This window comes from Amycolatopsis sp. QT-25, assembly GCF_029369745.1.
Taxonomy (GTDB): Bacteria; Actinomycetota; Actinomycetes; order Mycobacteriales; family Pseudonocardiaceae; genus Amycolatopsis.
In genome coordinates this window covers 4,397,281-4,418,857 of record NZ_CP120210.1, presented here as the reverse complement: position 1 = coordinate 4,418,857, position 21,577 = coordinate 4,397,281, and the positions used below count along the sequence as shown (strand labels likewise).

22 protein-coding genes are annotated in these 21,577 nt (G+C 68.3%); 8 read left to right on the top strand and 14 right to left on the bottom strand.

Annotated features, from left to right (window positions below):
- Positions 1–58 precede the first annotated feature (58 nt).
- Positions 59–514 (top strand): hypothetical protein, encoded by a 456-nt coding sequence (locus P3102_RS20355; protein WP_276360901.1) that lies wholly within the window; start codon positions 59–61, stop codon positions 512–514.
- Here P3102_RS20355 and P3102_RS20350 read toward each other — a convergent pair.
- Positions 493–651, bottom strand: a complete 159-nt coding sequence (locus P3102_RS20350; protein WP_276360900.1) for a hypothetical protein — start codon at positions 649–651, stop codon at positions 493–495. The two genes, P3102_RS20355 and P3102_RS20350, sit on opposite strands and share 22 nt — an antisense overlap.
- Positions 652–767: 116 nt before the next feature.
- Here P3102_RS20350 and P3102_RS20345 point away from each other — a divergent pair, with 116 nt between their 5' ends.
- Complete coding sequence (locus P3102_RS20345) at positions 768–2,126, top strand: aldehyde dehydrogenase family protein (protein ID WP_276371266.1); 1,359 nt, start codon at positions 768–770, stop codon at positions 2,124–2,126.
- On the opposite strand, the gene P3102_RS20340 is transcribed toward P3102_RS20345, so the two are convergent.
- Positions 2,127–2,807, bottom strand: coding sequence for a hypothetical protein (locus P3102_RS20340; RefSeq protein ID WP_276360898.1), 681 nt, complete (start codon positions 2,805–2,807; stop codon positions 2,127–2,129).
- A gap of 173 nt (positions 2,808–2,980) precedes the next feature.
- Here P3102_RS20340 and P3102_RS20335 point away from each other — a divergent pair, with 173 nt between their 5' ends.
- Together P3102_RS20335 and P3102_RS20330 are read left to right on the top strand one after the other, a co-directional pair.
- Positions 2,981–3,436, top strand: coding sequence for a DUF4383 domain-containing protein (locus P3102_RS20335; protein WP_276360897.1), 456 nt, complete (start codon positions 2,981–2,983; stop codon positions 3,434–3,436).
- A gap of 36 nt (positions 3,437–3,472) precedes the next feature.
- Positions 3,473–4,354: a manganese catalase family protein gene (locus P3102_RS20330; protein WP_276360895.1), complete on the top strand. Its 882-nt coding sequence runs from the start codon at positions 3,473–3,475 to the stop codon at positions 4,352–4,354.
- Positions 4,355–4,896: 542 nt separating this feature from the next.
- Here the strand turns inward: P3102_RS20330 and P3102_RS20325 are convergent.
- The 7 genes from P3102_RS20325 to P3102_RS20295 all read right to left on the bottom strand — a co-directional run bounded on the left by P3102_RS20325 (position 4,897) and on the right by P3102_RS20295 (position 13,563).
- A complete protein-coding gene (locus tag P3102_RS20325; RefSeq protein ID WP_276360894.1) occupies positions 4,897–5,883 on the bottom strand; it encodes a YihY/virulence factor BrkB family protein in 987 nt (328 codons plus the stop codon).
- 58 nt (positions 5,884–5,941) lie between these two features.
- On the bottom strand, positions 5,942–6,154 hold the full coding sequence (locus P3102_RS20320) for a ferrous iron transport protein A (RefSeq protein ID WP_276360892.1): 213 nt from the start codon (positions 6,152–6,154) through the stop codon (positions 5,942–5,944).
- The gene (locus P3102_RS20315) at positions 6,151–6,390 is read right to left on the bottom strand and encodes a glutaredoxin domain-containing protein (protein ID WP_276360890.1); all 240 of its coding nucleotides are present in this window, start codon (positions 6,388–6,390) and stop codon (positions 6,151–6,153) included. The genes P3102_RS20320 and P3102_RS20315 overlap by 4 nt, the downstream gene beginning before the upstream one ends.
- 3 nt (positions 6,391–6,393) lie before the next feature.
- Positions 6,394–9,285 (bottom strand): LuxR family transcriptional regulator, encoded by a 2,892-nt coding sequence (locus P3102_RS20310; protein ID WP_276360889.1) that lies wholly within the window; start codon positions 9,283–9,285, stop codon positions 6,394–6,396.
- 91 nt (positions 9,286–9,376) lie between these two features.
- Positions 9,377–9,571 carry a hypothetical protein gene (locus P3102_RS20305; RefSeq protein WP_276360887.1) on the bottom strand — a complete coding sequence of 65 codons (195 nt, stop codon included), beginning with the start codon at positions 9,569–9,571 and terminating at the stop codon, positions 9,377–9,379.
- Between the two features lie 13 nt (positions 9,572–9,584).
- Positions 9,585–12,467, bottom strand: a complete 2,883-nt coding sequence (locus P3102_RS20300) for a type 2 lanthipeptide synthetase LanM family protein (RefSeq protein ID WP_276360886.1) — start codon at positions 12,465–12,467, stop codon at positions 9,585–9,587.
- 265 nt (positions 12,468–12,732) lie between these two features.
- The gene (locus P3102_RS20295; protein WP_276360885.1) at positions 12,733–13,563 is read right to left on the bottom strand and encodes a hypothetical protein; all 831 of its coding nucleotides are present in this window, start codon (positions 13,561–13,563) and stop codon (positions 12,733–12,735) included.
- Positions 13,564–13,750: 187 nt separating this feature from the next.
- On the opposite strand from P3102_RS20295, the gene P3102_RS20290 reads away from it, so the two are divergent.
- The gene (locus P3102_RS20290; protein WP_276360883.1) at positions 13,751–14,104 is read left to right on the top strand and encodes a WGxxGxxG family protein; all 354 of its coding nucleotides are present in this window, start codon (positions 13,751–13,753) and stop codon (positions 14,102–14,104) included.
- A gap of 127 nt (positions 14,105–14,231) precedes the next feature.
- The gene (locus P3102_RS20285) at positions 14,232–15,167 is read left to right on the top strand and encodes an alpha/beta hydrolase (RefSeq protein ID WP_276360881.1); all 936 of its coding nucleotides are present in this window, start codon (positions 14,232–14,234) and stop codon (positions 15,165–15,167) included.
- A 3-nt stretch (positions 15,168–15,170) separates the two neighbouring features.
- Here P3102_RS20285 and P3102_RS20280 read toward each other — a convergent pair whose 3' ends face one another.
- The 4 genes from P3102_RS20280 to P3102_RS20265 form a co-directional block, all read right to left on the bottom strand.
- A complete protein-coding gene (locus tag P3102_RS20280; protein WP_276360880.1) occupies positions 15,171–15,392 on the bottom strand; it encodes a hypothetical protein in 222 nt (73 codons plus the stop codon).
- A gap of 156 nt (positions 15,393–15,548) precedes the next feature.
- Complete coding sequence (locus tag P3102_RS20275; RefSeq protein ID WP_276360879.1) at positions 15,549–16,655, bottom strand: serine hydrolase domain-containing protein; 1,107 nt, start codon at positions 16,653–16,655, stop codon at positions 15,549–15,551.
- Positions 16,656–16,753: 98 nt separating this feature from the next.
- Positions 16,754–17,605: a hypothetical protein gene (locus P3102_RS20270; RefSeq protein WP_276360877.1), complete on the bottom strand. Its 852-nt coding sequence runs from the start codon at positions 17,603–17,605 to the stop codon at positions 16,754–16,756.
- Between the two features lie 780 nt (positions 17,606–18,385).
- Positions 18,386–18,541 carry a hypothetical protein gene (locus tag P3102_RS20265; protein WP_276360876.1) on the bottom strand — a complete coding sequence of 52 codons (156 nt, stop codon included), beginning with the start codon at positions 18,539–18,541 and terminating at the stop codon, positions 18,386–18,388.
- Between the two features lie 614 nt (positions 18,542–19,155).
- On the opposite strand from P3102_RS20265, the gene P3102_RS20260 reads away from it, so the two are divergent.
- Complete coding sequence (locus P3102_RS20260; protein WP_276360874.1) at positions 19,156–19,593, top strand: SRPBCC family protein; 438 nt, start codon at positions 19,156–19,158, stop codon at positions 19,591–19,593.
- A gap of 111 nt (positions 19,594–19,704) precedes the next feature.
- Here the strand turns inward: P3102_RS20260 and P3102_RS20255 are convergent, their stop codons facing one another.
- Complete coding sequence (locus P3102_RS20255; protein ID WP_276360873.1) at positions 19,705–20,772, bottom strand: spore photoproduct lyase family protein; 1,068 nt, start codon at positions 20,770–20,772, stop codon at positions 19,705–19,707.
- A 134-nt stretch (positions 20,773–20,906) separates the two neighbouring features.
- Between P3102_RS20255 and P3102_RS20250 the strand changes: the two genes are divergently transcribed.
- On the top strand, positions 20,907–21,422 hold the full coding sequence (locus P3102_RS20250; protein WP_276360871.1) for a 2'-5' RNA ligase family protein: 516 nt from the start codon (positions 20,907–20,909) through the stop codon (positions 21,420–21,422).
- Positions 21,423–21,577: the final 155 nt, after the last annotated feature.

The following is a 21,577-nucleotide window of genomic DNA, read 5'->3' as shown; positions in this document are numbered from 1 at the left end:
GCGAAATCGGGGATGACCTGATAAGACTTCCGGTGGACGCCGAAAGGTCGAGACCCACATGGTGCTACGTACCCCGCCACCCTCGAAGGCTCATCTCAGGCTGCTCGCGGCGGCGGACGCGTCCCCGCCAGGCCGTCGGCGGGACCGGTACGGCGAGCTCGCCGACCGACGGCTGGCCGCGATCCTCGCCGCGGAAGACGTGGCGGAGGAACACGGGCTGAGCGCGCACGTCCGGACGACCTGTTACGTCCACCGCCGCTGGGTGCACCAATGCATCTCCGATCCGATGCACATCCTCGTCGTCACCGGGCACCGGTGGTGCCGTCGCTGCGATCGCACGGTGGACGTCGAGGTCGACGAGACCTTCCCGGGCTCGGTCGAGCTCTTCTGTGACGGCTGCGGCGTCCCGCCGGACACGGCCGCGAACCGCGAGGTGCTCATGGCCTGCCGGACCAGCCTGGCCGCCATGCACGGCGGGGAAGCTTCGACGCTCTACGTCGTCCCGGACCGCTGACCGGCACCCGAGGTGCCGAACCGCTCCGGCGTCCGGTTCCACAACATGGTGACGGTCTCGCCGAACCACAGGGGGGCCATCACCCACGTCATCGACGCCACCGGGGCGGTGACGCCACCGGGGACGGCTCCGAGCAACGTGGTGAGCTAGCCGTGACGCCGGAGGGCTGAAGGGGACTTTGCCCACATCTCAGGCGCTTTCCCCGCATGTCTCGCGGGGAAAGCGCTCTTCAGTCGCTTGTGTATAACGCCCTATACCGCTCGGCGTCGAACAGCTTCTTCACGACGTCGCTAGGCTCGGATCCATGACCAGCAGTGATGCCTCCGCCGTAGTCGAAGAACTACGTGACTTCTTCCGTTCCGGCGCCACGAAACCGATGGATTGGCGCCGAACGCAGCTCATGGGCCTGCGGAAGCTCCTGTCCGAGCGGGCCGACGTGTTCCTCGAAGCGCTCTATGCCGATCTGCGCAAGAACACCGCCGAAGCGAAGCGCGCGGAGATCGCACTGGTGCGCAATGAGATCGACCACACGCTGGAGCACCTCGACTCCTGGCTGGCGCCGGAGCCCGCCGAGCTGCCGTATCCGCTGCGGCCGGGGAGCGGCCGCGTCGTACGTGAACCGCTCGGGGTCGCGTTGATCATCGGTCCGTGGAACTATCCGCTGCAGCTGGCGCTCGCGCCGCTGGTCGGAGCACTGGCGGCGGGGAACTGCGCGGTCGTGAAGCCGAGTGAGCTGTCCCCGAACACGTCGGCCGCGATCGCCGAGCATCTGCCGGACTACGTCGAGGGCGTCCGGGTCGTCGAGGGTGCGATCCCGGAGACGACGGCGCTGCTGGAGCAGAAGTTCGACATCATCTTCTACACCGGGAACGGGACGGTCGGCCGGATCGTCATGGCCGCGGCCGCGAAGCATCTCACGCCGGTCACGCTGGAACTGGGCGGGAAGAGTCCGGCGATCGTCGAGCCGGGCGCGGATCTCGCGGTGACCGCGCAACGGCTCGCGTACGGCAAGTTCGCCAACGCCGGCCAGACCTGCGTCGCGCCCGACTACGTCCTCGCGATCGGTGACACCGGCCCGAAACTCGCCGAGCAGCTGGCCGCGACCGTCGAAGCGATGTTCGGCGAGGACCCCGCCACCAGCGACTCCTACGGCCGCATCATCTCCACACGACATCACGACCGGCTCACCGCGTTGCTGGGCGACGGAACCGCGGTCGTCGGCGGTCAGGCCGACCGCGACGAGAAGTACATCGCCCCCACCGTGCTCACCGGTGTTTCCCCGGATGCCCCGGTGATGCGTGACGAGATCTTCGGCCCGATCCTGCCGATCATCGAGGTGCCCGACGTCGACGCGGCGCTGGCGTTCGTCAACGAACGGGACAAGCCGCTGGCGTTGTACGCCTTCACCGAATCGGCCGAAACCAAGCGCAGGATCGAGGCGGAGACGTCCTCAGGTGGCTTGGTGTTCGGCGCGGCGATCATCCACCTCGCGGCGCCGGAGTTGCCGTTCGGCGGGGTGGGCGAGAGCGGGATGGGCCGCTATCACGGCCGCTACTCCATCGACAACTTCAGCCACGTGAAGGCCGTGCTGGACAAGCCCCTCGCCGGCTGATCAGCGGCCCTCACGGCTGCCTTCGTAGGCCCGCTCGCGAAGCCCGGTGAGCCAGCCGGGCCGCGGCTCCCACCCTCGCGGATGGTGCAGCATCGGATCGAAAGCGAGGCGGGCCGAGTCTTCGGCCACCTCGTGCAGGGTCAGCGTCGCACAAGGCTTCCGGCGCCCGTTCGCGCGGACGGTCTCGAAGAGATAGGTCACCGGCTCTTCCACCACCAGGCGCCTCAAGGCGTCCAAGGACGCTTCGGCGTGCCGTGACGTCTCCGCGCGGGCCGAAAGCCAGACCAGTTCGCCTTCCGTGCGATAGGGCAGCAGCGTGCTGTATCGCCCGGTGGTCCAGGCCCGCGCCGGCCGCGGCAGAACGCGGCCGACCAGTCCGGTGCCCGAGGTGGTCAGCGTCAGATCCCAGGGAAGACCGTCGATGGAGGGGATCCGCACCGCCAGTCCCAGCGCGTCCGGCACCCGTCCCGGAAGACCCACCCCTTTGGACATCCGTACGATGACGGCCACCGGCTCCTCCGGCAGGACGAGGTCGTCACAATTCAGGCCGCGAAATTCGCCTGTAAGCAGTAGCCCATCCGGGTGGAAGGCTCGCGCCCCGCGCAGGGCCGCGAGAGCGCGGAATCCGGCACGGAAGAGCTTGCCGCCGAGCCCGGCCTGCGTTGCGGCGTCCTCAGCCACGATTCCGACCTCCTTGTGACGTACGTGCTCCGCGCTGGCTACCCCCGTCCGGCCGGGTTACACGGGAATTCGCACGAAATCACTAAAGCCGGATCTCCGGTGTGAACGGCCTTCGTCCGGGTACTCGACACGATGTTCGCACAGTTCCCCATTCACCTGGATCGGAGGAAAACATGACTGCATCGCCGGCCACGGTTCGGCGGGCTCCGCGTCAACTCATCGCCCTCGGCGTGGGCGCGGTCTTCCTGCTCGTCGGCATCCTCGGTTTCATCCCCGGCATCACGACGAACTACGAACAGCTGAGCGGCGCCGGTCACGAGTCCGGCGCGTTGCTGCTGGGCGTGTTCCAGGTGTCGATTCTGCACAACATCGTCCACTTGGCGTTCGGCGTCGCGGGGATCCTGTTGGCCCGGACGGTGAGCGGCGCGAAGGCGTTCCTCGTCGGTGGCGGGGTGATCTACCTCGTGCTCTGGCTGTACGGGTTGCTGATCGACCACGGCTCGGCGGCCAATTTCGTGCCGGTCAACAACGCGGACAACTGGCTGCACCTCGGGCTCGCCGTCGGGATGCTCGCCCTCGGGCTCATCCCGCTCTCCAGTTCGAAGGCGCCGATCGCCGACTCGCGCTAGTACCTGTTTATTCTTGAATTCTTCGGAGGTTTCTCAGTGTTCCGTCATACCAAATCGCTCCAGTTCGAGGCCAAGCCGGAAAAGCCCGACGCCCTGTACGCGCGCAAGCTGCAGGAGCTCATCGGTGGCGCCTACGGTGAAATGACCGTCACCATGCAGTACCTGTTCCAGGGCTGGAATTGCCGCATCGAGGGCAAGTACAAGGACCTGATCATGGACACGGCGACCGAGGAGATCGGTCACGTCGAAATGCTCGCGACGATGGTCGCCCGGCTGCTCGAAGGTGCTCCCGCCACCACGGTGGCCGAGGCCGCGAAGGATCCGGCCACCGCGGCGATCCTGGGCGGGATGGATCCCCAGCAGGCGATCATCTCCGGTGGTGGCGCCACGCCGAGCGACAGCCAGGGCTATCCCTGGAACGGTCGCTACGTCGTGGCGTCGGGCAACCTGCTGGCCGATTTCCGGGCGAACGTCGCGGCCGAGGCGCAGGGCCGGTTGCAGACGGCCAGGTTGTACAACATGACCGACGACCCGGGCGTGAAGGCCATGCTGCAGTTCAACCTCGCGCGGGACACGGTCCACCAGAAGCAGTGGCTCGCCGCGATCGAGGAGCTCAAGGCCGACGGCCTGGAAAGCGACATCGCGCCGACGGCGTTGTTCGACGAGGAGAACCAGGAGCACAACAACACCATCTGGCATCTCTCCGACGGCCCGGACGGTGCGAAGGGTGGCTGGAGCTTCGGCGAGGACGGGATCGAGTATCTGATGGAGCCCGAGGCCCTCGGCGGCCCCGGCACCGCTCCGAAGCCCGACCCCGCGCTCTATGGCACCTACGCGCCGATCCAGGACGCGATCGGGACGGTAAAGGGTAAGGTCAAGGACGCGAAGAAGAAGGCCACGAAGTCGAGCAAGAGCTAGTAGAGAACTGACGGAGCCCTTCCCCAGTATTGCCGGGGAAGGGCTCCTCTTATTGAGGGGTAAGGCGAACTTGGCGTACTGAAGTCGGAAGCAGGCGCGAAATCGCTGAAGGGCCTTGCGTGGCTTTCAACAATCCACAAGGAACATCACGCCCCCGCACCCGCTATGCCGCCGTCGTGGTTCTCTCTCACGGAGGTACATGAAGGCCCCCTTCCTTGCGCTGGGCGCAAGGAAGGGGGCCTTCATGTACCTCAGGCGCACCGGCACGGCCGACGAAACCCGACCCACACCCTGTTGAAGTACGTGAGGGCTTCCTTCCCGGGCTTTCAGCCGGGGAAGGAGGCCCTCACAGATCTGCGATCAGCCGAAGCTCGAATGCAGTAGGTATCCGAGACACTCTTGGCCCTAGCCGTCCTCACCCTCACGACCCCGGCGCGAGGCTACGCAAAGCACTCGATCCCGGTGGCGATCACGCCAGGCAAGGCTTCGACGTCCGGACACGGTTGCCTTGCCCTCGACATGTGCGGTGTCGGCCGAAGGAATCAGTCGGCGGCCTTCGCTTCGGCTTCGGCGACGGCGGCCGCTTCGTCGTCGTCCATCGCCCTGGTGTCACGCGGCGGGAGGAACGGCTCGCTTTCGGCGGGGCGTCCGGAGGCACGCTCCTTGCCCCGCGTGAGTTCGGCGTCCAGCTCGGCGCCGAGGAGGACGGCGATGTTCGAGATCCACAGCCAGATCAGGAACACGATGACCCCGGCGAGCGAACCGTAGACCTTGTTGTACGAGCCGAAATTGCTCACGTAGAAGGCGAATCCGGCGGTGGCGGCGGCCCAGAGCACCACGGCCACGAGCCCGCCCGGCGTCAGCCAGCGGAACTTCGGCTGCCGCACGTTGGGGCTCACCCAGTAGAGCATCGCGAACGCCAAGCCCGCCAGCAAAGCGATCACCGGCCATTTCGCGATGTCCCAGACCAGGACACCGGTCGAACCGAGGCCGATCAGATCTCCGAGGTAGCGTGCGACCCCGCCGGTCGCCACCACGCCGGCGGCACACAGGGCGAGGACGATCAGGACGGCGATGGTGAGTCCGACCCGCAAGGGCACGGTCTTCCAGATCGGGCGGCCTTCGGGCATCGAGTAGATGACGTTGGACGCACGCATGAACGCGCCGATGTAGCCGGACGCCGACCACAACGCGCCCACGAAGCCGATGATCGCCGCCGTTCCGGCCAGTCCGCCGGACTTGGACAGCTCCTCGATCGCGCCGACCAGGATGTCCCGGCCCTGGCCGGGGGCGATCCGGCCGACGTTGTCGATCAGGCTCTGGGTCGCGGACGGGCCGAGTAGACCGAGGATCGCGGTGAGGACCAGCAGCCCGGGGAAGAGCGAGAGGACGCCGTAATAAGTGAGGGCGGCCGCCCAGTCCAGCATGTTGTCGTGGTTGAACTGGGTGAACGTCCGTTTGAGCACCGCCCACCACGATCGGCGGGACAATTCCGTGGGACCGTCCGGGTCTTCTGTTGTGGCAGCCAAGGGGACCTCCTGAAGGGGATTCCCTCACTTACCCGGAAGCGCCGGGACGAAACAGTGATCAGGCCGGGCGAGGACGCGGTCGCGGGGGAGGAGGAACGGTCTTCGCCAGCACGATGTCCGCCAGCGGGATCGTCACGAGCCCGCGTTTGGTCTCCACCGTGCATTCCGCGTCGTCACGGGAGCGCAGGTAGCCGAGCGCGTCGGTGAATCCGCCTTCGATCCGGTGTCGCACGACGACCCTCGTGCCCACCGGGACGTCCGGAAGGGTCATCGGTTCAGGTGCGTGGTGAGTTCGTGGTCGCTCGGTTCGACCAGGTGGGTGCCGTCCGGCCAGACGATGGTCGGGATCCGGCGTTCACCGTTTTGCAGCGCTCGTACGGTTTCCTCGGCGGTGGTGTTCGCTTCGACGTCGATGTAGTCGTACTCGATGCCTTTCGCGTCCAGCAGGGCACGGCTGCGTTCGACGTCGGGGCACCAGCCGGCGCCGTAGACGGTGAGGTCGCTCATGGTTCACAGCATGCCAGGTCGTGGCCCGGCGACGTGTTCGGCGAGGGCCGAACGATCGGCGAGGCCGGTCTTGGCGAGCAGGCTCGCGACGTGCTTCTCGACCGTGCGGGGCGAGATGTGCAGCCGGGCGCCGATGTCCTTGTTGCCCATGCGCTCGGCGAGCAGCACCAGCACCTCGTATTCGCGGACGGTGACCCCGGACGCGCGCAGGTCACCGGGGACCCGGTCGACCCCGGACCGGCGCTGTCGCACGGGGGCGCCGAGCTTGCGCAGCAGGCTCCGGCAGGCGGCGGCGACCGCCTGGATGTTCCTGCCGTGGAAGTACTGCTCGGCCTCGTTGAGCCAGCCTGCCGGATCCCCCCAGCCGTCGGCGGCGGCCGGTTCGGCGATCAGCCGGAGCCCGAGGTGCCGGGCGAGGGGATAGGGCACCGACGTCTCCAGCGCGGCGGCCACCGACCGTTCGGCTTCCACCGTGTCGCCGCGCCTGCCGTGCTCGACGGCGTGCGCGAACTCGACGAACTGCCGGTTCCATCGCATCCCGCTCACGGCGGAGCCCGCCTCCGGACAGCGAGCACCGCCGAGGGTGTCGACGAGCGTCCGGAGCCCGTGCTGTCCGGCGAGGTGGAATCGGCTCGGCCGCCGGTCCTCCAGTTCGATGACCTGGTCGAGTTCGCGGCGAGCCCGTTCGAAATCCTCCTCGAGCAGCGAACAGAAGACCCGTGCCAGCCCGATGCTCAGCACCATCTCCTGCGCGTTCTCGCCACCGCTCTTCCGGAAGTCGTCGAGTGCCCGCTCCATCGCCGGGCGGTCGGCGCGGTGCCCGGCCGACATCGCCCTGGTCATATGCGCGTACTGGAGCAACGCGGTCAGCCGGAGCCTGCCGAGCACGGCGAGATTCTCTTCCAGCAGTGCGTGCGCGGTGTCGAACTCGCAGCGCAGGATCGCGTGCATGGTGCGCACCGAATCGACCGCGCAGTGCAGGGTGATCGACCCGGTCCGCTGGGCGTCCGCGCGGGCGAGCAGCAGGGTCTGCTCGTCACCGTTCATCAGCACGCGATGCCCGCCGAGCCGGACCAGCGCCTGGGTGCGGAGGTGGTGCAGGTGGTTGTCCTCCGCGGTTCGCCGCGCGAGCTGCATGTACTGCTCGGATTCGGAGAGGTCCCGCGACAGCGCGAGCATGCCGAGCACCTGCAGTGCCTGACATACGACGAACGGCTGTTCGGTCTTCTCGGCCACCTTCCACGCCTGACGCGCGAGCCGTTCCGCCGTGCCGGTCTTGCCGGGGACGTCGAGCCAGAGATTCGCTTCGACGGCGTCGAGCGCGGCCCGCTGAGCGGGCGAGATCGCCGAACCGAGCGGAGCGCGGGCGCGTTCGATCTGACCGAGGCATTCGTCGTGCCGTCCGGCGATGTAGGCGGCCCAGGCGAGCTGAGTGTGCAGTTTGGCTGCCCGTTCGAGCGTGCCGATCTCGCCGAAGCCCGCCGAAAGTTCGACGGCGCGGTCGAATTGGCCGGTCTGCCCGAGCGCGTACAACAGTGTCTCCAGCACCTCGGCCCGGTCACCCGCGTCGGCCCCGGCGAGCAGGTCGACGGCTTTGGTGAGCATCGTGACCGCGGAATCCGCGGCACCGGCGTCGAGGGCGCGACGGCCGGTCCGCGCGAACAGGTGGCCCGCGGCCCGTTCGTCCATCGCGGTCAGCCGGAGCGACGCGACGAGCGCGCACAGATCGCCCGGCAAACCCGGGTACAGCTTCTCGACCACGTCGGCGGCTTGACGGGCGAGCGCCGCCTTCCGGGCCGGTGACTGGCGTGCCAGCAACGCTTCCGCGGTCAACGGATGACGGAAGGCGTACCAGCCCGGCGTCGTCTCGTCGGTGGTCACCAGGTTCGCCGAGACCGCGGCGCTCAAGTGGTTGTGCAGCGTCCGGTCGTTGGTGCCGGTGACCGTCTGCACCACCGTCAGCGGGAAACGGCGGCCGATGACCGCGGCGACCGACAGCAGTTCGCCCGCCTGCTCGCCGAGTTGCTCCATCCGGACGCCGATACTGGTGACCAGGGCGGCGGGTACGCGGGCGCGGAGTTCGCCGATGACCCGCCAGCCGTCCCGGCCCTCGACCAGCAGCCCCTCGTTCACCATACCGTGCAGCAGTTCCTCCACGATGAACGGCAGGCCGGCGCTGTTGCGCCACAACAGTTCCGCCGCGGGCGACGGAAGGTTCCCCGGTTCCGTGTCCAGACAGGCCGCGGCGAGTGCGCGGGTGTCGGCGAGACCGAGCCTGCCGAGTTCGACGACGGTGCAGCTCATTCGCTGGGCACCGGAGGTCGCGAGGTGGAGGGCGTCGGAGGGTTCGTTGCGGAGCGTGCCGACGAACAGGGTCTGCGCCGCGGGCAGGTTGTCGACGAGGTATTCGAGGATGAACAGCGTTTCGGCGTCGGCGTCCTGGAGGTCGTCGAGGACCAGGAGCGCCCCGCGGTCACGGCTGGTGACGGCCAGCAGCCGGAACACCGCTTCGGCGAGGACCAGCAGGGAGCCCGATTCCCGTGGCCGGTCGCCTTGGCTCCAGTCGGGAACGAGCTGGGCGAGTACCGGGATGAACGGGTCGAGTTCGGCTGCCGCCGGCGGGCCGCCGCCGCGGAAGTGCGACAACAGTGCCTGGGTCAGCGGCCGGAACGGGACGAGCGGACCGATCGAACCCGCCCTTCCCTGCAGAACCGGGATGTCGGCGGCGACCGCTCGGGAGGCGGCTTCGATGGCCAGGCGGGATTTGCCGATGCCGCCTTCGCCGACGAGGAAGATCGCGCCGCCGCGACCCGCGATGGCGCGATCGAGAGCTTCGGAAAGCTCGTTCAGCTCGGCGTCGCGACCGATCACCCGCGACGAACGGAATCCCACCATCGTGACTATAGCGAGCGGATTCCGCGGTCACGGGGAGAAGCGATCACGAAGGCGGGCGGCGCGAACCCGCCTTCGTGAGCTTCGGCGAACCTCAGATCCAACCGCCGGCGAGAAGGCTGACGACGGACGGCGAACCGGGGTCCGTGGACAGGGTGGCGAGCGGGTTGGCGCTCAGCCGCGGTTTGCTGCCCGCCAGCGCGTGGTTGCGCGAGCCGACCTCGAGGGCGCGGGGCAGGTTCACGGCGCCGAGGACGTCTTCGGTGGCGGACAGATCTCTTTCGTACATTCGGTTCTTCTCCTCATACTCGGTTTACCGGCGGGACAACGGTGGCCGCGGGATGCGGCCGGTCGGGGCGGAGCAGCAGCGCGGACGGGACCCGGTCGCCGAAGCCCAGCCGCAGCAGGCCGTAGCCGATCCCCGCCAGACCGTTCAGCAGCCCTGGCGCGGGGACCGCGCCCGGGGTGCCGCAGCGGGCACCGCGCTGATCGATGGCGGCGAGCAGATGACCGGTACGGCGGCGTACCGCGGCTGCGGCGCCAGTGTGCCCGTTCTCCGCCAGCACGCACAACACTTCCAGTACTCCGGATTCGCCGTGGCAGAGGCTGAGATCCTTCAGCGGTGCCCCGTCGGCCAGCCGGTTGATCGTCCGGTCCAGGTCACGGGCGTATCCGGGATCCGCCAGGTGGGCGGCCTGGCCGAGCGCCGCACCCGCGAGACCTTCGCACCAGCCGCCGGTGCTTTCCGCCCGAACGTCCGCCTTTCGGGGTGGTTCTTCGCCGGACCGGTCGTGTGCCCGCAGGACCCAGTCGATCCCGGCCGGACCGCGGGCGAAACCCGTCTCATGTGGACGGTCGCGCTCCAGTAGCTGCCCGGTGTAGCGGTCCGCCCGCTTCAGTGCCGCCTCCAGTCCTGTTTGGACATACACCGAGCGCATCGACGCGACCCCGCCCGCCAGCCCCGTCGTGAAACCGGACGGCGTCTCGGGGGTGGCTTCGGGCATCAGGTCGACGGCCTGCTCGATGAGGTCGCCAGCGGGAAGGCCGACCAGGGTGCTGAGCCGGGCGATCGTGTACGCGACACCGCCGAGCCCGAGAAGCCCGCCGCAGCCGGCGGCGGCGGTCAGTCCGGGATCGGCGCGAAGAGTGGAGAAAAGGCCGGGGAGCGGGCTGATCGCGTACGCGGCCAGATCGCGGTATCGCGCGATCCCGGTCAGCTCGGCGAGCTGGGCGAGGAACAACGCGACCCCGCAATAGCCCTCGCCGAGTCCCGCCCCCATCGGCAACACGGTCCAATAGCGGTCGTCGACGAGTTCGATCCCGAGCCAGTTCGAGCGGTGCTCGTCGGAGAAGGCGTTGGCGACGATGTGGTCGGCGATCCCGCACGCGGTGAGCAGCAGGCGTTCCGGGTCGGGTGCCTGGTTCGGCACCGCCGTTTCCGCGGTCTCGCCGCCGCCGTGGTGGTCCTCGCTCGCCGTGCTGATCGCGAGGGTGGCCGAGATCAGCCATTCCTGGTCGCGCTGGTCGAGCGGATCCATGTCGGCGATCTTGGCCAGCACGGTGTCCAGCGACGCCCGGTCGACCACTCCGTCGATGCTGTCACCGCGCGAATCCAGCAGCGACGTCGAGCCGGGGTTCGAGGTGAACATCGGCACGTCACCCGCCCACAGGTCGGCCCGCTCGTGCGGGACGAGCCGGAGCAGTTTCTCCTCGTCCGCCGAGTCCTCTTCGAGCAGGTCGAACGCGTGGTCGCGGTCGGCGGCGTCCCGCAGGAGGTCGGGGTGCGTGGTCTCGTCGAGCAGGCGGAAATAGAAGTTCGTCGGCCGGATGAGCACCCGGATGGGATCCTCGGCGCAGCGCCGGAGAAGCTCGGCGAGTTCGTCCCGTCCGGTGGAGATCGCGTCGTAGCCGAGCCGGAACCCGGCCAGCAGCGCCGCGCTGTGCTCGGCGGGGGTGACATCGCGGCCGTCGAGGCGCGGGAGATTGTTCCCGCCCGCGAGTTCACCGGGGACCCGGATCAGCCGCATGTGGTCGGTGCCCGGATCCGCCCAATCGACCCGGTCGGTCGGCAGCTTGCCACCGCGGCCCGCCAGGCCGGAGATGTCGACGGCGCCGTGCTCGCCGGCGAACAACTGGGGGAGCAGGAGCGTGCGCTGCACCGACCGCGCCAGCATCACCGCGGCCGGGTCGCCCGCCGGCGGATCGGGGGGCGACGGCTGGAACAGCGTCTCGATGTCGATCAGCACCGGCTGGTCACCGCAGGCGATGATGTTCTCGTAATGGACGTCGGTGGCGTCGAGCGCGTGCAGGAGCGCCAGCAGGATGCCCTGACGGCGGTAGAAGCGGTCCACGTCGGCGATGTCGGCGCACGGCCGGTGCTCGACGAACCGGAGCCAGCCGTACCCGTCGCGCTGGAGTGCGTCGGCGGTGCGGAGATGGAGGCCGGGCAGTCGTTTGTTGAGCTGCTCGACGACGTCGGTGAACCGTTCGTGCAGGATCAGCGGACGGGGTTTGTAGATCACCTTGGCACCGCTGGAGAAGCGGAGCAGTTTGACCGAACGCCCGCGTGCGTGCGAGTCGCCGATCCCGCCCGCGACCTCGACCAGCGTGCCGACTTCGCCGTCCACCACCGAGCAGGGCAATGCGGCGGCGTCGGCCGAGAAGCGAGCCAGTGTTTCGGCGTGGGCCTCGGCGGCGTGGAGGCAGGCCTGGGCCAGGAGCCGGGCCAGGACCGGGTATTCGCTGAACAGCCGGACGAGCCCGGCGGGGGTGGACTGTTGTCGTACGAAGTCCGCGAAGCGCTCTTCGGGTGTCTCGCCCTGAAGGATCCCGGCCTTGCGGGCGCGGTGGAGTTCCAGCACGAGCGTACGGATCGAGAGTTTGAGCAGATGCTGGTCGAGTTGGGCCGCGAAACCCCGGCGGAGTGCTTCGACGTCGGCGCCGGCGAGATCATTCGGGACCGCTGCACGAGTGGCGGCGTCGACGAACGACCTGAAGACCCCGGCGAACGCGGCACGCCAGTCACCGACTGGGGGACGCTTCGGCAGAAGCGCGGTGACGGCGTGTTCGGCGAAGTCCGCCCATGCGGGCTTGGTCATCGCCGTGCGTTCGCGCGGGGTCCGGCCGTGCACCCACCACTTCGGCGGCAGGGACGTCGCCGTGGGCTGGGGCGTCACGGCAGTCATGCTTTCAGTTCGGCACGGACCGCACATGGGGGCGGCACACCCACATTCAGCGCACGCACGAAGATGCCCGGAGAGTGACGATCGGCTCTCCCGCGATCGGTCACCCGCCACGCCGAATATGGGGGCCCTGCACCCATGCGCGGGACCCGTCCCCGCCGCACGATGGTCAGGTGGTACAGGTCTCTCGGCGGCCGAGAAAAGTGCCGCGACCGCCGGGCGCGGGCCGGTGCTGGGGGTCCGGCCCGCGCCCCCTCGAATCCTGTGGTCAGTTCCGCCGCAGGAGCCCCTTGGTTTCCTTGGCCTTCCGGACGGCCGTTTCGAGGGCACGGCGCGGCCGGAACCGGTCCGTGGTTTCCCCGGGTTTCGCCGGTTCGGGTACCTCTGCCGCTTTGGCTTCCACCTTCTTGGGGGCTTCCACCTTCTTGGGGGCTTCCGCGGGATCGGGCCGGTCGGCGACGAGCTCCCCGGTAAGCGTGCCTTCCTCCATCGGGCGCGGCTCCGGTACCGCCGCGACGGACTGGGTTCCGTGGGTTTCGGGTACCGCCGCCGGCTGTGTCTCCGGTACCGCGACGGGCCGGGTTTCCGGCACCGCCGCGACGGGCTGGGTCTCCGGTAGCACGACCGGCTGGGCCTCCGATTCCGCCGCCGGCCGGGTTTCCGGTACCGCGACCGGCTGGGCCTCCGCCGCCGCCGACCGGGTCCCCGATGCCGCCGCCGGCTGGGTTTCCGGTACCGCGACCGGCTGGGTCTCCGGTAGCGGCGGGCTCGCTTGGGCCGGAACAGCGCCGGCATCGACGATCGGCTCCGCGACGGCCTGCGTTCCGGTGAGACCGTGCTGGGGCATCGGGGGCCGGGTCTGAGCGCGAACCCGGCTCGGCCGGGAAGCTCGCCAACGACGCGGGCCGTTGATCATCTCCGGGGTGACCACCGGGGTCATGAGCGGAGTGTGCGCGGTATCGGCGTTGGGCACCGCGGGTCCCTGGGCGGCAGGATACCGGGCGAAGGCGTCCGCGGCCCCCGATTCGGCCCGGACTTCGGCTCGATGCCGGATCCGGACGAGTCCGTAGATCCCCAGCAGGCCGAGTAGGCCGGTCAAACCCCACCACGCCGTCATAGTCGTCCTCGCTTCCCTAGTGGCCGATTGTCATTGGGTGACCGGTGGGCGGTCATTTCACCCGTAAGACATCCGTGTGGGTGACTTCGAGGCGACCCGAGTGTGGACATCCTCGACGCGGGTATGCAGAGGCCGATGATCGTTTGCCATCGAAGGAAAGGATGATCAAATGCGGCACAGGGGAGCGAAAGTCGTCTCCGCGTTCGTGATTTCCGGCGCCATCGCCCTGACCGGAGCGGTTCCGGCGTCCGCCATGCCCGGGCCCGCCGTCGCGACGCAGGCATGGCACCAGGCCGACAACGACCCCAACGACCTGAACGACAGGAATGCCGGGAACGATTCCGACGGGGACAACGGTCTGTGGGGTCTTCTGGGCCTGGTCGGGCTATTGGGCTTGGCGGGTCTGGCCCGTCGTGGACCGAAGCCGGGCGCGATGAACGGCTACCCGGCCGCGGGTGCCGAGGCGCCGCCGGTGAACACCTATCCGCCTGCCGAACCGCGACGTAACCCGCCGGGCGCCTGAGCACCCGCGCCACCGGAGATCCGCTCCTCGGTCCCCCTCGGGCTCATCTTCAGGTGGGGTCGGCCCCCGCAAGACAACGGGGGCGCACCCGATGGCCTTCGTGCCGCCTGGCCGACAGGCTGGCGGAATGTGGACCTCTCCCTCTCGCCGTACTTTCCTCAAGCTGGGTGCCACGGCCGTCGTCGGTGCCACCTCTCTCGGCAGCGCGGGTACGGCTTCCGCCGCTGAGCCGTCACGGATCACGCGGCTACGGATCCCCACCCCCGCCGGCACTTTCGACGCTGTCGCCGCCGGGCCGCGGCATGGCCGAAAGGTGCTGTTACTGCACGGCTTTCCCGAATTCGGCATCGAATGGGAGCATCAGTTGCGCGCTCTCGCCGCCGCCGGTTACCGCGCGGTGGCGCCCGACCAACGGGGCTACTCGCCCGACGTACGGCCCACCGGGATCGGGAACTACCGGTTGGACCATGCCGTCGGGGACGTCCGGGCGGTGGCCGACGCACTCGGCTGGCACAGGTTCGACCTGGTCGGACACGACTGGGGCGCCGCGGTGGCCTGGATCGCCGCGGCGAAGCATGCCCACCGGGTACGGTCGCTGACCGCTGTTTCGGTGCCGCATGTCGGTGCCTTCGCCGAGGCCCTGCGGACCGATCCCGCTCAGCAGGAGGCGTCCAAGTACATGGACTTCTTCCGGCAGCCCGCTCCGCTCCCCGAGAACGAGATACTCGCTTCGGGCCCACCCGAGCTGCCGGGCGTTCCGCCGGAGAAGTGTGCGGAGTACTTCCGGCGGCTTTCCGAGCCGGGTGCCCTGACCGCGGCACTGAATTGGTACCGGGCCAACGACTTCGCCGGTCACGAACAGCGAGTCGCGGTACCGACGCTCTTCATCGCGAGCACGGACGATCCCATGGTCGCTCCCTCGGGGGTGGAAGCGACCAGGAACTGGGTCACGGGACCGTACCGGCTGGAAATCCTCGAGGGCATCGGGCACAACATCCCCGAACAGGCCGCCGAGACCACGACCACCCTGCTACTCGCCCATCTCGCCTCGGTGTGTTCGTAGTCCTTACTCGGCGTTCCGCTTCTCGACGACCTCCGAGGAGCCTTGTTTGGAGAAAGCCGCCCAGAGGTTGAATCCGACGATGCCGACGCACACCGCTGCCCACAACCACAGGAAGCCGCTGTCCTGCCCGACCCCCTTGGTGAACACGAACACCAGCATCGCCACCCCCACCAGCGCACCGAAGACGGCGAAGGGTTTGGACGGTTTCACGTTGTAGCTAGCCACTGCCCGACTCCTTGATCAGCTTGTTGAGGTGAGGCTCTGATGCCCCAGCCCCTTCACGGCGAAACCGGGCCCGCCTCCTGCGCGGGAAGGTTGCTCTGAATGCGCGTCCCCGGTAGGCCGAATGGAGCTGAACCTCCGTTCCGGGTCGGGGGATCGTCAGCGACAGAAAGTCGCCTCCGCGAGGGAGACCACTGCCGCGGCAGGTGAGTCCTGTTCGTAGGGATTGAGGGAGACGACCAGCGATTTCCCCTTCCCGTCGGTGACGGCGAAAGTGAGGTAACCGATCAGTTGCCCAGTGTGTCCCCATACGGATTCAGAGCGGTGGGCGCAGGGGATCGTGAATTGCTGCAAACCCAGGCCGTAGCGAAAGAGCGGATCTGCATCCCGCGTCCGCCGCATCTCCGCCAGGCTTTCCTGACTGGTCAGCCCCCCGCTCGTCAGAGCTGTGACGAACGTGGTCAAGTCTCGCGTAGTGGAGATCATCTCGCCGGCCGCCCAATCCAGTGACGGATCCATCTTCGTGGCGTCCACGATGCTGGGCGGGGCCGTGGACAGCGGCTCGTAGCCATGGGCGTGCGGACGGGGCAAGGACGGGCGGTGGCCCGGCACGCTGGTGTGCGTGAGCTTGAGCGGGCGCAAGATCCGGCGTGTCACCTCGTCGCCGTAGGGATGGCCGGTGAGCTTCTCGATCAGCAGGCCGGCCACGACGTAGTTGGTGTTCGAGTAACGCCAGGACGCGCCCGGCGGATCGAAGTCCGGGCCTTTCGTGAACGCCACCTTCAGCAGTTGGTGTGGCGTGTAGTCGTCGAATCGGGCGTCGCCGCGCCAGCGGTTGGTCGAGTGACCCGGTTCGCTCATGTAGTCGTGCAGGCCGCTGGTGTGCTGCAGGACCTGTCGCACGGTGATGCGTGCGCCATCGGGCACGACACCTGGCAGGTGTCGCTCGATCGGGTCGTCGAGCGACAGCTTCTTCCCGTCGACCAGCTGCAAGAGCACTGTGGCCGCGAAGGTCTTCGTGACACTCCCGATGCGGAAATGGCCGTCGGCCGCGGCCGGTGTCCTCGATGCCAGGTCACGCACGCCCACCGCGTCGGACCACTCACTCGTGCCGTTCCGGACGTGGATCAGCCCGGCCGTGATGTCACGGTCGGCGACCAGCCCGGCCAGCCGGTCGTGTAGCTCGAACGCCGGGATGGCCGGCGTGGCCGGTGCCACGGCCGGACCGACGGCGAGGATGATGGACAAGATCGTCTGCAGAAGCATGGTCACGACGTTAGGCAACGCGTGATCCGCGGACCCTGGGGTCGACCGGACAAGGACCTGCGGGAAACCGCACCCTTCGACGTGTCGACGCGACTACCTCACGAGCTCAGGTGAGCCCCACGGACGGGTTCCTTGGCCTGGGTGGCGTAGTGGGCGGTGACGATGGCGCCTGACATGGCCAGGATCAGGCCCGCGACCGTGAAGGTGGTGAAACCGTCACGGACGCGGTCGTCGAGGAAGACCAGGCCGATGATCGAGGACAACGCCGTGTTCGTGGTGAACATGATCGCGTTGACCGCCGTCGCCCCGCCTTTCTGCAGGGCGAGGGCGAACGCGACCGCCGCGGCCATGCCGTTGAGGAGCATCGCCCACACGGCCGGTTCCACCAGGATCGCCCAGCCGGACGACGGTAAGTCCAGGGTGCGCGCCGAGACGCCGACCACGCTGAAGCCGACACCCGTCGCGAAGCCGAGTACCTGCGCCACCCAGGGACGATCGAAGCGCCTGAAGTACCAGGCGATCGACCCCACGACCAACGCCATCGCGGGCAGAACCCAGCGCCACGCCGACGGGAGCACCTTGGCGGGGCCCGGCTGCGCCGACAAGCCCAGCAAGATCAGTCCGACCGCCCCGACGCCCAGCGCGGCCCAGCCCGGCGCGGCCAGGCGGGTGCCCATGAACGCGGAGATCGCGGCCGTCACGCCGACGCTGAACGCCAGCACCGACTGGACGAGGAACAGTGGCAGCCGTTGCAACGCGGCCGCCGCGCAGGCGAAGCCGACCAGGTCGACGCCGATGCCCGCGAAGTAGACCCATTGGCGCCGCAGATTGACCAGGTCCAGCGCGCTGCCGCCGTAAGCGCCCGCGCGGCGGATCCCGATCGACTCCAGTACCGAGCCGCTACCCGAGGCCAGCGCCGCCAGCAGCGCGAGAACGTATCCGACGATCACCCCCGCAGTCTGTCAGCCGCGTCCCGGCACGCTTACCGGTCACCTGTCGTGGGGTGGGTTTTGCCACGATACTCACCCCACGGTGGTAGCGGGTCGGGGGCTTTACCGACCGAATGGCATCGCCGAGAGGGTGACGCGATGGGAGGCCTCACCGATCACATCACACCTCGGCCGACGTCGGCGTAGGGCCGCTGTCGCTCTCGCCCGCTCACTGGGAGGCGAGGCACACTCCAGAACTGACGACGACATCCGAGCGCAGGAGGACCCTGCCCGCGTCCGAAGGCGGGGCCACTGCCCGATGACGGCGTTCTGCGCCTGCGTGAGTCACGGGAAACGTAGCGAGAATACGCGTCACCGGTGCGCCGTATCGCCCGGCAGTACATGCTGCACATCGTGCCGACTTTCCAGAACGAGAGCTCCTCAGTCGAGCCACCACGCGGGCGCCGGAGAGCGGTCGTGTGGTTCATTGCCCTTGCCGCGCTGTGCTACTTGAGCGTTGTCGGAATCAACCATCTTCTCGGCGCCACGGACATCTGGATACACGGGATCGCCGGGCTGGGCCCGTTCAGCGGGGTGGCGCTGGCCGAGTGGTGGCGAAGACGCCGACGTCGAAGATCCTCCTAGGGGCGCTCATCGCCGATGGCACCAAACCCGAAGACCTGGTCGACGGCAGCAGGAGTCGGCACGGCCCGATGCCTGAAACTCGAGCAAAGGAGAAGCGGGGACCCGAGCGTCGATCCGCGGCGACCTGACGCGGGCGCGGGTTCGCCGGAAGGTCGTTCAGAGCTGGGTCGCGAGCCAGATCGCCATCCAGGCCAGGCAGCCCAGCGCTCCACCGACGCCGAAAGCGAGCAGCATCCGGCGCATGGCGGCGATCTGGCCCGCTCGCCCGGCCACCTCGGTCATCCCAGCGCGAACGTTCGTCAAATCGGTCATGGTCAGGCTTTCCCCGGAAATCCACGGCTTACACCTTGGGTCTCTTCCGCAGCCGCGGACGCTGCCGTGAGCGCCGTGGATCGAGGACACCGACCGGCGCGAGAGCACTACTTGTCGATCGACGTTCCGCGGCACGCCGTGGCGGTCGCGGTCCCAGTGGTTGTCCGGCATGTCGAGATTTTGTTTGCTCGCCCCGCTGAACCACGGGGTCGGCGTTACGAAGATCTAGTCGGCACGCACCCTGATGCCGCGGTAGAAGAAGAACTGGTTCAGGGGAGGTGGAATGTTCGGGGAGAAAGGCGTGAGTGGCCAGAAGAAAGATCTATTCGGGAGGTTATGAAGACTCGCTTCGATCTTGCCGGGGCTTGAAGATCCGGCAGGTTCGCGAAGCAGGCGTGTCGCCGTGCTTTGCACTCCTGGTCCTGGCTGGGAGCGCGAACCAGCCCGGTCACTCGGCTTGACCATTTCCCGCGACGACAACGGCCTAACGGAACCGAACTCGGCGCGTCCTCGAATCACAGCCATGCCTTACGGAACCCTGCTCGCCACTCCCCAAGCACTCATCATGGCCGCGTGCGGAGGTTTCGCGGGGGACACGCCGGGTATGCGTGGCCATGACCGATTATCGCCATACCGCAACCATCGAGATGCCCGCCGACGACCTGTTCAGGTTTCTGCGGGAGCCGCGGAACCTGCCTCGCTATTTCCCGCAGCTGAGCGCGGCCGAACCACAGGGCGGAAATGCCGTCCATGTCGAAGCCGATGTCCATGGCGAGCACGTCGAGGGCGAGGCGTGGTTGAAGGTCGACGAGGGAAACCGCTCATTGCGCTGGGGCGCCCAGGGGCCCCATGACTACCAGGGCGAGCTGTCCGTCGAGGACGACAGCCCCAATGCGTGCCGTCTCACGGTGACCCTGCACAGTGTCCGGGACGCCGACGACGAGGAAGTCCAGCGCGGACTCGAAGAGACCGTCGCCGCGCTCGCGCACACCGCGACCGCCGACTCCGATGTGGAAGCCGCCGAACAGCAAGGCGGCTGGGCCGGTCACTGACCCGGGCGCAATGCCGGACGGGAACCAGGTCAGATGGCTAGCTGACCCGTCCGGTCGCCCGTTCCACTGCAGGTGGACCGGGGCGGCCCGGGAAGCTGGCCGTCGAGACGTTCAGAAGGCGTACCGGACGCGGAGGTAGGGCGCGTGTGTCTCGACCAGCGCGAGGAAGGAGTCGAGCAGTGCCCGCTTGAGTCCCGCTCGGTAGCGGACGTTGATCCCGCCGCTTTCGCTGCGTTTGGTCTCCTGCAGGTCAGGGCGCCAGAGGAGGTCTTCGGCTCGAGGATGCCAGCGCAGGTTGACCTCGTGCAGTGGCTGGTTGTGGGTGAGCATGATCACTTCGGCGGCCAGCTGATCCCGGGTGTCAGGGGAAGTCGCGTCTCCGAGTGCGTGGAGCAGGGACCGCCAGTCGTCGAGCCAGCCGTCGTACACGACGATCGGGCTGAGGTTGACGTGCACTTCGTAGCCGGCGGTACGGAAATCGTCCAAGGCGGCGAGGCGTTCGGCGATGGGGGTGGTGCGGATGTCGAGAAGTTTCGCGGTGCGTTCGGGCATCAGGGAGAACCGTATGCGAGTACGGCCCTGCGGATCCCAGTCCAGCAGGTCGCGGTTGACGTATTTGGTCGCGAAGGAGGCTTTCGCGGTGGGGAGGTCGCGGAACAACCGGACCAGGTCTCGCACGTTGTCGCTGACCAACGCGTCCACCGAGCAGTCGGAATTCTCGCCGATGTCGTACACCCAGGCGCGGTCGTCGATCTGGCCGGGTTCGAGCATCGGGCCTTGCCTGGTGACGTGACGGGCCAGGTAGCGGGTGATCTGTTCGATGTTCGCGAACACCGTGATCGGGTTCGAGTAGCCCTTGCGACGCGGCACGTAACAGTAGGCGCAGGCCATCGCGCAGCCGTTGGCCGTGGACGGGGCGATGAAGTGGGCCGAGCGCCCGTTCGGGCGGGCGCTGAGGGACTTCTTCACCCCCAGGACCAGCGCCTCGCGTTTGATCCGCACCCAGCGGCGGGCGTTGGCCTCGTCGCCGTGCAGTTCGGGGATGCGCCAGTGGCTGTCGACCTCGACTCTTTGTGCGTCGGGGAATTTGGCGAGTACCTCGCGTCCTCGTGGCAGCTCCGCGGCGGCGGGCTCCACGTAGATCCGGGAGGGGGAAAGCAGCGTCGTCGAGATGGTCACTCCACGAGTGTCCGCAAGGCACCGACAGAAACAGTGCCTGGCCCTCGTGAAGTGACGCACGCAGGCGCCGTCCGTGACAGAACGAAGGCACAGCCGGGGACGCCGAGCGGGTGTCACCAGAAGGGACAGCGGACGTGGCCGAGCGACCACTGGTGGTCACCGCGACGGTCGATCGGGACACTCAGGACTTCTGGGACCGATTGCGCCGTACCTGGTTCCCGCCGGACCGGCTCCAGGTGGGAGCGCACATCACGCTTTTCCACGCTCTTCCTGGCGAACACCTGGACGTGGTCAGCGCGGACTGCGCCGGCCTGGCCCGCGAGACAAGCCGGTTCCTTCTGACGGTGACCGGAGTCCGTTCACTGGGCCGCGGGGTCGCGCTCGCGATCGACTCACCAGGGTTGATGGCCGTGCACGGTGGCTTGCGAACCCGATGGCAGCAGTGGCTGACACCACAGGACAGGCAGCCCCTCAAGCCCCACGTCACCGTGCAGAACAAAGTCAGCGCCACCACTGCGGCGATCACCCTCGCGACCCTGCGAGGCGAGATCACCCCCACCACGGCACCGGTGACCGGCCTGGCGATCTGGCGCTATCTGGGTGGCCCGTGGGAACCGGTCAGCCAGTACCGATTCCGCAGCGGTGCGTGAGCCCGGCAAGGCGGGGCCGGCTCACAGATTGTTCGTGCTTTGACCTGGTCGCCGCCGTGGTCGGCGAGACGCGGGTCACTTGGAGCCTGATCCGCAACACGCTGTCGGGTGGGTAGTGCCCGCGTCGCTGCCGCCCGAGCACGGCGGTGGCCGTC